Origin of the sequence: Sorlinia euscelidii (assembly GCF_036452135.1) — a bacterium.
GTDB lineage: Bacteria > Pseudomonadota > Alphaproteobacteria > Acetobacterales > Acetobacteraceae > Sorlinia > Sorlinia euscelidii.
The window spans coordinates 81,591-93,840 of record NZ_JAWJZZ010000005.1 but is presented as its reverse complement, the minus strand read 5'-3'; the positions used below and the strand labels follow the sequence as shown (position 1 = coordinate 93,840).

The following is a 12,250-nucleotide window of genomic DNA, read 5'->3' as shown; positions in this document are numbered from 1 at the left end:
GTCGATCTCACTAGCAAAATCAGGCGGGTGGAGCAAATTTCCGAACGCTTCGCCATGCCCCGTCATGACGATCAGCCGTTGAAAGGCAGCGTCGGCTAAGGGGCAGCGTCAGGACTTTTGCTCCTTGCGGGATTTTTCCCACGCGTCCCGCCCCTGCGCGTCGAGGGCCTCAATATCCGCTTTCGATAATCTGATATCGACGGCGCGGACATTGTCATCCACATGAGAGGGGTCTCCCGACCCGGGGATCGGCAGCATCACGGGTGAGCGGGCCAGCAGCCAGGCCAGGGCAATCTGCCCACTGCGCGCTTTCTTCTCCTTGGCAAGCTGATCAAGAACCGAGCCCTTATCCGCCAAGGCCCCCGCGGCAAGAGGCGCCCAGGGAATGAAGCCGATGTGGTGCTTTTCGCAATATTCGAGGACGTCTTCAGATGTGCGGTCGACGAGGTTGAAGCGATTCTGGACCGTCGCGACCTTGAAATATTTCTCCGCCGCTTTGATGGTTTTAACATCAACTTCCGACAATCCGATATGCTGGATCAAACCCTCTTTCTGCATCGCTTTGATGGCTTCAAACTGTTGCTTCACGTCGCAATCCGGGCCGATACGGTGCAATTGCCACAAATCGATGGTTTTGACCCCCAGGCGACGCATCGACATCAGGACGCATTGCCGCAGATAATCCGGGTTGCCGACGGGCTTCCAGATATCCGGGCCATGGCGCGTTAGCCCGCCCTTCGTGGCGATAACGATTTTCCGGTAAGGATGAAGCGCGTCATGGACAAAGTTTTCCGCCACGTAGGGGCCATAGGAGTCGGCCGTATCGAAGAAGTTCACCCCGGCCTTACGCGCATGATGGAGCGCGGCAATCGCGCGTGCGTGGTCAGCCGGCGGGCCCCAGATGCCTTTCCCGGTCAGGCGCATTGTTCCAAATCCGAGGCGCACGACTTCCATCGTTCCACCGATCTTGAACGTGCCCGATTTCCGGGCGTCAGGCATTTTCATGGCGATATTCCTACAAATTGGCCCGATTTTAACGATTTGCCACGTCGCCCGTTGCAATAATGGGGTGTATTTCGACCGTTAATGGCGGGGTTTCGCTTGCCGGACAATTATGGCATTCAAGGTTTCGGCGCCCATGATGCTTGTTGATTGCGCCTTCCCTTCCCCCGAAATTAAGGACGGATTGCCATGACGCAAATCAGCCCGAAGGCCGGTCATACGCTTCCACCTGAAGAACTGACAAATATTCAGGCCCTTCAAGATGCTTACTACGCGCGCATCCCGGAGCCGGGTGATGCCGCGCAGCGCGTCAGCTTCGGCACGTCCGGCCATCGCGGCACGTCAATTCATGGCAGTTTCAACGAAACCCACATCGCCGCGATTGCGGAGGCCATATGCCGTTATCGCGCATCGGAGGGGATCACCGGCCCGCTTTTCGTCGGGATAGACTCCCACGCGCTCTCCGCTCTCGCTCAAAAAACCGTGATTGAAGTCATGGCGGCGCATAATGTCGCCATTCATATTGACGCCCATGATCGTCTGACGCCGACCCCTGTCATCTCTCATACCATCATCGTCCATAATGCGGATGAGAGCGCCCCGCGCGCGGACGGCATCGTTATCACGCCCTCGCACAATCCCCCGTCAGATGGCGGCATCAAATATAATGCGCCGCACGGCGGCCCGGCAGATACAAAAGCCACCGGGCAGATCCAGGACATGGCCAATCAGTTTATGTCGGCGGGGTTGAAGGACGTCAAACGCCTTCCCTATGACGCGGCACGCACCGCGCGTTGCGTCAAAACCTTTGATTTTGTCGCACCTTACGTGAACGCTCTCGGGTCCGTCATTGATATGGACGCCATTCGCGCCGCGGAGATTTCCATCGGGATTGACCCGCTGGGCGGTGCATCCCTGGATTACTGGCAGGCCATCATTGAACGCTTCGGTATCAATGCAACAATCGTGAGTCGGGAGTTGGACCCGCAATTTGGCTTCATGACCGCGGATTGGGATGGTAAAATCCGCATGGATTGCTCCTCCCCCTATGCGATGGCACGTCTGATCAACATGGCGGGACAATTTGACATCGCTTTCGCAAATGACCCGGATGCGGATCGTCACGGTATCGTTTGCAGACCTTCGGGGTTAATGAACCCCAATCATTACCTCGCTGTCGCCATCTGGTATCTCTTCCAGAACCGCCCTGATTGGCCGGAAAACTGCAAAATCGGCAAGACACTGGTGAGCTCCGCCCTGATTGACCGTGTCGGGCAGAAACTGGGGCGCGCCATTATCGAGACCCCGGTCGGGTTTAAATGGTTTGTGGCAGGAATGGCTTCATCCTCCCTGGGCTTTGCGGGTGAGGAGAGCGCAGGTGCATCCTTTCTGGACCGAGAGGGCAAGGCGTGGAGCACGGATAAGGATGGAATTATCCTTTGCCTGCTTGCGGCGGAAATCACCGCCAAAACGGGCCGGACGCCCGGCGAGATCTATGCCGACCTCACGCGGGAACTTGGCGCACCTTTTTACGCCCGCATCGATGCCCCAGCAGACCCGGATCAGAAGCGTATTCTAGGTGCGCTGAAGGCGGAACAATATGCGGAAACCACGCTGGCAGGTGACCCGATTATCGCGAAACTAACCCATGCGCCCGGAAATAACGCCCCGATTGGCGGGCTGAAAATCAGCACCGCCCAAGGCTGGTTCGCCGCCCGACCGTCCGGCACGGAAAATGTCTATAAAATCTACGCTGAAAGCTTCGTCAGTGAAGCGCATTTGAAGCAGATTCAGGATGAAGCGCAGGAAGCGATTGCGGGGATTTTCAAGGCGGGTGTAAGCGTCCCTTAATCCTGTCACAAGGCACGTTGCATCGTCGTTTCAAAGGCGATGACGTGTCGATAACCTTTGAGAGGCTGATGGGAGACTGACGCGAATAGACGTATCAAAAATACCCGGTCAGCCGCCCGCTGTGAAGTGACGGCACCTTTTCACTCATTGGAAGGACATCTGGCGTCCGCATTGATGACGGCGAGGCGCTCACATGCTTCTTCCAACTGGCTGGCAAGCCAGCTCATCGTATTGCGACCGGCTTTTTTCGGCGCGCTGGAAAAAATTTCGAGCGTTTCACGGATGGCACAAAGGTCAGAGAGGACGTCGGACCTGTTGAGATCGCCGTTTTTAATCGATGAGCGCGTCAGGATGGCTCTGCGCATGATCCGTCTGATTTCGTCGCGATGGACGGAGGGCTTGTAATCAAACTTTTTGTCCAATTCGCTTCTCCAGACAAAATCAGCTTCGTGGGCTGAAAGCAAAATTAGGATGCTGATTGATGCGCGGTCAACAAAAATTAAGAAATGCTTATGAGTTATTGAAAATGCTCGTTAACGCGCGCGCCACCGCTATATGCCGTGTTGCCGGTCCAGTATCGGGCGTCTCGCGTCAGGGATCCCACCACATGTCATCAGCGTGTGACGCGAGTGGCTGCGGGATCATGCAGCGCCAGTGCCTATTGCCGCTTTACCGTGATCCGCATCACTTATGAGTTACGTGGGGCGAGCAACGCGGTGGTATCGGCGCCTTCGTGCTGTGACGAAAAGCCGCATCCATTTTGCGCGCACGGTCCATATCCTCATAAACAGCGGCCAATGTGCTCAAGGCCAGTGCGCATTGTGCTGAAACCTTGTTACGCACGGCATTATCGCTGCGTTGCGGCATCAGAACCCGCGCCATGCCGGAAAAACTCAGCTCATCAATCAACATCAATTCCAGCAGGTTGAAGATCGGTGCTTTGACGGCATGCCGAAGCTCTGTCAGCGCTAGGCCCACTTGGGCGCGCGTCATCCGCCATGAAAGGACGTTATGCACGAGATGCGTGCTGCGCACCGTCGGCTCCTGATTTTCAGAATATCCGTAACGTGCATATAGCCAATCCCGCCGCAACCGACAGGAAGCCTGAACTTCGGCATCCTGTATCGCGCCGGCATTGAACAAGGCCTCGACCGTTGAAATCACACGAAAGGGCGACTTGCGTGTAAAAACGGACTTTCTCAGGCGTTCCGCTGTCGGCGCGATCGGCTCGGATAATGAGATGGGTTTATCTTCAACCGGGATACGCTGTTTCAGGTCCGAACTCATTTTTAGCTCTCCAGACTTTTCTTGTTAATTGAAATATGAGGTCCGCACCCTGGCGATGCCGTACCTGCCAAACAATCAAAGCGCCCGCGCTGCACCTCCATGCGGGCGCGTAAGGACTCGACTCAGTTAAAAGCGACACTTTTTCACCACATCCATCGCGCCCTGCGCCGCTCAACAGGCTTTTGCCGGTCGCGGCCGACATTAGGAGCGATGCGCGCGGACCCCGACATCGGACCGCAGGACGTTGCGAACCTTTGCAGCAACCCATCGATACCGCGCCCCGGACCATGTCAGTGCCGCCATGCGCCGTTGGCACGAGCTTTCTGAAATGGGTCTCAAGCGGCGCGTCACGCCATGCGACGAATTCAGACATTGAACCGAATGGTCCGCGCCGTGCATATGCGACAAGGCAGAAACACCCGGCTTTGCATCCCGCCTGCATCTTAATTTTTGAGGAAATCTCAATGGATGCGATGATAGAGAGAGTTTGTATCCATAAATGAGTGAAACCATGACTGATAACTCGTTAAAGAGCTTTGCTTCATTGAAATTGGAGGAGTGGATTACCCGCATCCAACAACCAAAAATACGACAATTGTTTTTGTGCCAGAGTGGAACATTTCACGCAAGGGGTAAAATTGCTGTAATGGAACTTCCTTTTCCTTTTTTTGTGATTTTATATTGCGATGCATGACGTCGGTGAAAAGCTGAGGAGCCTCCGTAAGGCTCGCGGCTACAATCAATATGATGTGGTCGCAGAGCTGGACCTTGAAGGTTTTAGCCGTTCCGACCTGTCCAAGATCGAGCGCGGCCATAAGCTCCCCTCTCTCATCGTCATCAGCGCTTTAGCGGATCTTTACGATGTTCCCCTCGATCACTTTCGCATTCCGTCTTCGGTTGCGTCGAACAAGCTTCCGAGCGAGGTCATCAAAGATCCGAGCGAACTCGCCCTGATCCGTGCCTGGCGCGCTATGGACCACTCGGAGAAGGCCGCCTTTGCGACTTTTGCCGAAATCGCGACGCGCGAAGGAATCCGAAAAATTGTTTGAACTTTTACTCACGACTCTGTCTCCTTTCCTAGAAGAATCCAGGTTCAAGAAGCAGACGGCCGATAATGACGTGAAATGAGCGATTGATCAGGACTATAAATTATTGGCCAATTGGCGTGATTGCGCAGCAGAAGCCAGCAATATCCAACATCGTACCAAAGTTTAAGAGCAAGCATTAACGCTACTGGAATATTCACTTTTCCCGGCGTCTCCTCCTCCCGGCGAAACCTGGCGACCGAGAATTTTCGACCATCGACGCCCCCTGGGTTCACGATCTCGACGACGAGCCGATTTGCTGATGTCAGGTCCCTAACAATATCTCTGCCGTAGCACGGTTTTCGGAGGCTTCATCCAAATAAAGGGTGGGCTGGATGATGTGCGTCGACGTGCCTGCGACAGATAAGGTGGCGTCGGGAATCCAACCGTCATTTGTCCGGGAATTTATCCGCGTGCAGCGACCGTTCCCTCAAGCATTCCCGCCGTGTCAACGCGACAACTCATGGTCGGAGAAAGGATCTTGACCTCTATTGATCCGATAGGTCAGCCGAATTTACTCATCAAATAGGAGTAAATATATAAAAATTACCTTATTACTTGCCTAACGGTTGCTGCTCCGGTATAATTTTACTGAAAATGAGAAAATTTAAATTCATCTACAAAATAAACTTTTTTTCTAAATTGGAACTTCGATCAGCGCATTTATGTTCTTTTTTGGAACAAAATTTTCATATCGTCTGCACAGCCACGCGCAACATAGGTGCGCAAAGCCTTTGCTGCCGTTATTCAGCCCTTCTTGCGGCGACGACCTGAGCACCATTTTCAGCGACACATACCAGCCTCTTTTAAAACCGAGCCGATATCGCCCGCCGATTGACTCATTTTCGGGAGCAGACCTGGTTTTTGAAATCGGGAAAATTCAGGCGATGCTGATGGGTCGGATTTTCGCCTTTACGAAATCGTGACTTCATCATCATGTTAATCGAAACAATGTTTTTTTCGTAACTAGCTGATTTAATCACTCCGTTTAACGAAACGAACCTATGGCGACGCGCCACGCCGTGACCGGTTGGAGAGGGATATAAATCCGGCATATCCGGGCCGTGCTCCCGCTTTGCATCATCGATATGCGTTAACCGCACCATACAGGGTAAAAAAATTGATGACTGTCGGCTCAGCGTCTCCCGATTTGAATCGACGCCGCATTCACCGCATATTCCATCAGTAATCAGGCTTTAAAAGCGGCAAACTCATCGCGATCACCGCACCTCAACTCCGCTTTAACGAAGTTTGTAGGTTAATAAAAATTGCCGTTCCACCATTGTGGAAAAATATGAAGTCGATGTGAAATCGAAGTGAAATCGATTGACGATATACAAGTTCTCAAAATTTATCTCTTAAAGCTTCCAAGTATTAATCATTGGTACACGAAATTTTTTTTCATTCATTTCGAAACTAATCGTTCACAAATCGCATTGAGGCCTTCACTCTTTCGCACGTTGTACCGTCCCGTCCCGGTGAAGACACGACTATTCACATCACATGAAGGTAATGATCGCTACTTGACCTAAAAAACTTTTTATATTTTGCATTGAGTTCGAGGCATCCGAAAATATGATCTTCGGAACATATAGATATTGTTATTTTTTTCACACGGCACTTATCTCCCTCTCCCTCACCTGCCTTGCATCCACCGCACTTGCGGCATGTGACGGCACGTCTGGAACGGTCACGTGTACGGGCACGATCACGACAACGGTCGGGTCAGGCCGCAATGACAGTATCAAAACACTGAATTTAGAGTAAGGCGCGACCATCAACACGTCGAACGTGTCCATCAGTATGGGCACGGGGACGTCAAGCAACCCGAATGTCATGAATATCGCCGGGACGGTGCAGGGTGCCGGTATCGGCACCGGCCCTTATAATACCGGGCCAAACGTGATTGAGTTCGGTGGTAACACGATCGTTAATATCAAATCGACAGGGCGCATTGTGCAGACAGGTGGCGCCAATAATGGTGAGACCTTCAACCCGACAGGCGGCAACAACACCATCAATAATTACGGTTCGATTGAAACGACGACCTCCTCCGCCATCTGGTTTGAAGGTTCAGATACCAGCACGGCAGGATACGGCAACACCATCAATAATTACGGCACGATCAGGGCGGGGACGCAAGGCACAGGCACCGTTGTCGGTAACTCAGGCAATGGCCGCATTGTCTTCACAGATAATAAGGGTGCGGTGGTCAAGGGTAATATCGCCCTGAGCACGACCGGCTCTTACGTCAACCTGGTCACATTATATAACGGCTCAACCGTGACGGGGAGCATCGGCGGGGCGGGAGTGGCGCAATCCTGACGCTTACAGGTGACGACGCCACGGACACGCTCAACAACACTGTGACCGGCTTCAGCACCGTCAATAAAAATGGCAGCGGCACCTGGATCGTCGGTGCCCCCTCGCGCCTGTCAGGTCTTGCTTCAAATGTCACAGTCAATGTCAATGCCGGAACGCTGGTGTTTGCGGGCAACGAATCCTCGAGCCAGACGAAGGCGACGATTGCGTCTGGTGCGACGCTTCAATTAGGAGAGGGCGGCACGTCCGGCTGGATCGATTACGTCACCGCGAATAATGGTACGCTCGCCTTCAACAGGTCTGACACCGTCACTCACGCCACGAATATCGCCGGCACGGGCAATGTCACGCAAATCGGCGCTGGCACGACGATCCTGACTGCCAATAACGGTTATACAGGCACCACCACCATATCCTCCGGCACGCTGCAACTGGGTAATGGCAACACGACAGGCCGCATCGCCGATAGCTCAGCCATCCATAATAATGGCACGCTCGCCGTCAATCATAGTGATACCGTCTCCATCGCGCAGGCCATTGATGGCTCAGGCGCTTTTACCCAATCCGGCACGGGCACGACGACGCTGACGGGTGCCAACAGCTATTCGGGGGCGACGACCATCAGCCGGGGCACGCTGGCGCTGAGCGGTTCGGGCACCGTTGAGTCGTCCAGCGGCGTTCATAATAATGGCACGCTCGATATTTCGGAAGTGACGACATCTTCGCCTTCCATTAAAGCTCTGGACGGCACGGGCAACACCATTTTAGGGCAGAAAACCCTGACGCTGACGAATGCCAACAGCACATTCGGCAATAATTATGCCGGGGTCATGTCCGGCACAGGCGGGCTGATTATCGCTGCAGGTACCCAGACCCTTTCGGGGCAGAACACCTATACCGGCACGACCAACGTCGCTCAAAAAGTCAATCTGACGCTGAGTGGTCGCATCGCCGGAGCGCTGAGCAATGTCGGCACGACGGACGTCAAAGGCGGTGCGGTCGGCGGCGCGACAGATAATACGGGCACGTTGACGGCTGAAAACGGTACCTTCCAGGCCATTACGAATTCCGGCACCGCGAAGCTCAGCAACAGCCAGACGGGTGACATCACCAATACGGGCACGCTCACACTCGATGGCACGACGAGCAGCGGGAACGTGACGCTTCAATCCGGGAGTTTCACTGTCACCTCCAACAATGCAAGCGTCAATGCCATCAACGAAAATGGCAATGGCACGCTGAACGGCACGCTGACTCTCCGTAACGCCACCGGCACATATACGGGCGTTTTTTCCGGCGTTGGCGGTTTGGCGATTGCGGGTGGCGCCCAGCTTCTGACCGGTAATAACAGTTACACGGGCGCGACATCCATCGGCAGTGGCGCGCGATTAACGCTCGGCGATGGCGGCACAACGGGTTTTATCGGCAATACGGCCAGCATCGCCAATGATGGCGAACTGACGATCAATCATAGCGATAAGGTCACGTTGCGCGGTGCGATTTCAGGGGCGGGACGGCTGAACCAGGTCGGCAGCGGCACGACCATCCTCTCAGGTAATAATAGTTACACGGGCGGCACGACAGTCGCCTCCGGTATCTTACAGGTTGATGGTGATCAGTCTGGCGCGACAGGCGATATGAACGTGCAGTCCGGTGCGCAACTCCATGGTAGGGGCATTATTGGCGGCAACGTCACCATCGCTGACAATGCCACCCTCTCCCCTGGTGAAGGCACGAGCAGCGTCGACACCCTGAAAATCAACGGCAATCTCAACCTCGCCTATAATTCGGTGCAAAACTGGAATTTGGGCCAGGCCAATGCTGAGGGCGGGCAGAATAATGACCTCGTTGCCGTGAAGGGCGATCTTGTCTTCAGTGGCACCATCAACGTGACAGGCCCGAATAAGGGATCAGAGCCTCTGGGTCAGGGGATCTATCGCATCTACACTTATGAAGGATCTCTCTCCGGGGCCGTGCCGACCGCCAGCTATCGTGCCACCGCCAATGGTGCCGGTGAGGCGATCGGCCCGAATGGTCGCCTCGGCTCTGTCGAGACTGACCCCGGCACGACGATGCTGCTCCAGACATCCATCGACCATCAGATCAATCTCGTTGTCAGCGACAATGTCCTGACTTTCTGGGACGGTGGCGATACCGTGTCCCCCGGCCCGGGCGGTATGGAGGGGAATAACGTTGTCAATGGCGGCACGGGTACCTGGACGACCGACAATGCCAACTGGACGGATGTCAATGGCGGGCGTGATGGCGCCTGGACACAAGGTACATTCGCGCTTTTCGCCGCTCAGGCGGGCACGGTCACCGTCCGAAACACGACGCACGATGGCACAGCGTCAGACGTTCTGACGCGCGGGATGCAATTCGCGAATAATGATGGCGGCGTTTATAAAGTCACGGGCGACGATCTTTACGCCACAACCGCCAACACGACGATCCGCGTGGGGGATGGCACGCGAAAGGGTGCATCCATTACGGCCGTACTCGACACGGTGATTGATGATAGTCGCGTCAATAACGGCACAAATCTGGTGAAATCGGACGCTGGCACCCTCATCCTCACCAAAGACCAGAATTATCGCGGCGAAACATTGATCAGTGGCGGCACGTTGCAAATGGGTGATGGTGGCACGTCGGGCCGGATCACCCGTAGCGCGGTCATCCATAATAACGGGAAGCTCGTCGTTAATTTCAGCGATGATCTCGCATTGACCCAGTTTATCGATGGCAAAGGCAGTGTGGCGCAAATGGGCACAGGCAAAACCACGCTGAATGACCGCAATAATTACGCGGGCGGTACGGCTGTGACGCATGGCACCTTGCAGGGCACGGCAAGCAGCTTCGGTGCGGGTGGTATTGATGTCAGCCAGGACGGTCACCTGATTATCGATCAACAGCGTTCAGCTTTGCTCGCCAATGCGCTTTCCGGCGCGGGGCGTCTCACAAAAACGGGTGCGGGCGACATCAGCATCAATCGTGATAATGCCGGTTTTACCGGACAGGTTGACGTGCAGAAAGGCGGCCTCGGCATTAATGGAAACATGGCGCAAGCCCGCTTCAATGTGCAGGATGGCGGCACATTATCAGGTGCGGGGACGGTCGGGGCGACCCAGATCGCGCAAGGCGGCGTTATCGCGCCCGGCAATGCCGGCGCCATCGGGACACTGACGATCAAAGATAATCTCACCACGGCCCGCGGCACCCTTTTCCGTGCAGAGGGGAATGGTCAATCTTCCGGCACGACCATCACAGATGATGGAAAAACTTACAGCGGCCTCAATAGTGACCGCGTCAAGGTGGACGGAAATGTCAGCCTCAGCGGTGGGTTGGTCAACTTCAATGTTGTCCGCGGTTCCGTCCTTAAAGCCCGGAATGCTTACACGATATTGGAAGCAACAGGCTCCCTGTCCGGCCAGTTCGACCGTCTCGAATCCAATATCAGCGAGCAGTATTTATTTCTTAAGCCCAGCCTCTTTTATGTGGGCAATCTCGTGGGCATCAAGCTTGATGGCAGCGGCGTCAGCTTTGCCGCGGTCAGCCACGCGCAAAACGGAATTGCCATCGGCCGCGCACTGGATAAGCTGCCTGAAACCAGCCCGCTCGCGCTCGCTTTCACAGGATTGAATCAGAATGACGCGCGCGATGCCTTGAATGCTGTGTCGGGCGAAATCCATGCCTCTATCGTCACCGCTCTGATGGAAGACGCCTATCAGGCGCGAGAGACCGTGGCAGAGCGGCTCGCCAGCGCGGAATGTGAGGGGGCCTTCTCATCCGCGTCCATGCAGACCGCGACACTCAAGAGCGACGCGCCTGATCCGCGCTGCTACCGGGATCGTGCCGTCCTATGGCATCAGGCTTATGGTAGTCTCGGGCGCAATTTCGGCAATGAGAATGTCGCGACCATGAACCACACGACGGCCGGGTTCATGATGGGGGCGGATGCGCCGATCTTTGAGACAGCGCGTATTGGCGCCCTGTTTGGTTACAGCAACTCATCTTTCCATATTTCAAACGGACGCGCCTCATCAGGGCATAGTAATAATCTTATGATTGGTGGTTATGGCGGTAATCACTGGGGCCCCGTCAATCTGCGCCTCGGCGCGACCTATAGTTGGAACCTGCTCGGCACAAACCGCACCATTCTCTTCAATGGCTATCAGGGATCTCGTCTGAGCGCGGGGTATCTTTCCGGGACGGCTCAGGCTTTCGGGGAGGTCGGGTATCGGATCCGCCGTCGCCGGACGATCTTCGAGCCGTTTGCCGGGATCTCTTACGTCAATGTTCATAATGGCAGTTTCCGCGAGCATTACGGCCCTGAAGCGGTCAATGGGCGGGCCGCGACGGCGGGCGTCACTTTCTCAACCTTCGGGTTGCGGTCATCAGCGACCTATCACGTCGGCCACGCCATCATTATGCCGCGCCTGATGATTGGTTACCGCCATAGTTTCGGCCCGCTCACACCGCATGCCTCGTTGAATTTCGCGACGTCCAGCGACGCTCATATGAGCGTCATGGGCACCCCCCTCGCCTCGGATGTCGCGGTTGTGGATGCTGGTATCAGTCTGAAAGTGACTGACCGCATTGATGTCGGATTGTTCTACCTCGGCCAATATGGCGTTCAAGCGATTGATAGCGGCATCCGAGGCAATCTGGTCATCAAGTTCTGAAGTCGAAGACCCCTCATTTGA

At 54.9% G+C, this 12,250-nt stretch carries 7 protein-coding genes; 4 read left to right on the top strand and 3 right to left on the bottom strand.

The window, feature by feature from the left end:
- Nucleotides 1-108 precede the first annotated feature (108 nt).
- A complete protein-coding gene (locus CGLAMM_RS10200) occupies nucleotides 109-1,005 on the bottom strand; it encodes an aldo/keto reductase (RefSeq protein ID WP_394819177.1) in 897 nt (298 codons plus the stop codon).
- 186 nt (nucleotides 1,006-1,191) lie between these two features.
- On the opposite strand from CGLAMM_RS10200, the gene pgm reads away from it, so the two are divergent.
- Nucleotides 1,192-2,853, top strand: a complete 1,662-nt coding sequence (gene pgm, locus CGLAMM_RS10195) for a phosphoglucomutase (alpha-D-glucose-1,6-bisphosphate-dependent) (protein ID WP_394819176.1) — start codon at nucleotides 1,192-1,194, stop codon at nucleotides 2,851-2,853.
- Nucleotides 2,854-2,993: 140 nt separating this feature from the next.
- On the opposite strand, the gene CGLAMM_RS10190 is transcribed toward pgm, so the two are convergent.
- A complete protein-coding gene (locus CGLAMM_RS10190; protein ID WP_394819175.1) occupies nucleotides 2,994-3,275 on the bottom strand; it encodes a hypothetical protein in 282 nt (93 codons plus the stop codon).
- Nucleotides 3,276-3,537: 262 nt separating this feature from the next.
- Entirely contained in the window at nucleotides 3,538-4,140 is a 603-nt protein-coding gene (locus CGLAMM_RS10185) for a hypothetical protein (protein WP_394819174.1), read from the bottom strand.
- Nucleotides 4,141-4,826: 686 nt separating this feature from the next.
- On the opposite strand from CGLAMM_RS10185, the gene CGLAMM_RS10180 reads away from it, so the two are divergent.
- The 3 genes from CGLAMM_RS10180 (at nucleotide 4,827) to CGLAMM_RS10170 (ending at nucleotide 12,229) form a co-directional block, all read left to right on the top strand.
- Nucleotides 4,827-5,189 carry a helix-turn-helix domain-containing protein gene (locus CGLAMM_RS10180; RefSeq protein ID WP_319806467.1) on the top strand — a complete coding sequence of 121 codons (363 nt, stop codon included), beginning with the start codon at nucleotides 4,827-4,829 and terminating at the stop codon, nucleotides 5,187-5,189.
- A gap of 1,827 nt (nucleotides 5,190-7,016) precedes the next feature.
- Nucleotides 7,017-7,550 (top strand): hypothetical protein, encoded by a 534-nt coding sequence (locus CGLAMM_RS10175; RefSeq protein WP_418115658.1) that lies wholly within the window; start codon nucleotides 7,017-7,019, stop codon nucleotides 7,548-7,550.
- Between the two features lie 41 nt (nucleotides 7,551-7,591).
- On the top strand, nucleotides 7,592-12,229 hold the full coding sequence (locus CGLAMM_RS10170; protein ID WP_418115657.1) for an autotransporter domain-containing protein: 4,638 nt from the start codon (nucleotides 7,592-7,594) through the stop codon (nucleotides 12,227-12,229).
- The last annotated feature ends 21 nt before the right edge of the window (nucleotides 12,230-12,250 follow it).

What these genes read in the sequence shown, in the direction of transcription:
- CGLAMM_RS10200 (WP_394819177.1), bottom strand. Translation starts at nt 1,005, where the DNA reads ATGAAAATGCCTGACGCCCGGAAATCGGGCACGTTCAAGATCGGTGGA.
- CGLAMM_RS10185 (WP_394819174.1), bottom strand. Translation starts at nt 4,140, where the DNA reads ATGAGTTCGGACCTGAAACAGCGTATCCCGGTTGAAGATAAACCCATC.
- pgm (WP_394819176.1), top strand. Translation starts at nt 1,192, where the DNA reads ATGACGCAAATCAGCCCGAAGGCCGGTCATACGCTTCCACCTGAAGAA.
- CGLAMM_RS10180 (WP_319806467.1), top strand. Translation starts at nt 4,827, where the DNA reads ATGCATGACGTCGGTGAAAAGCTGAGGAGCCTCCGTAAGGCTCGCGGC.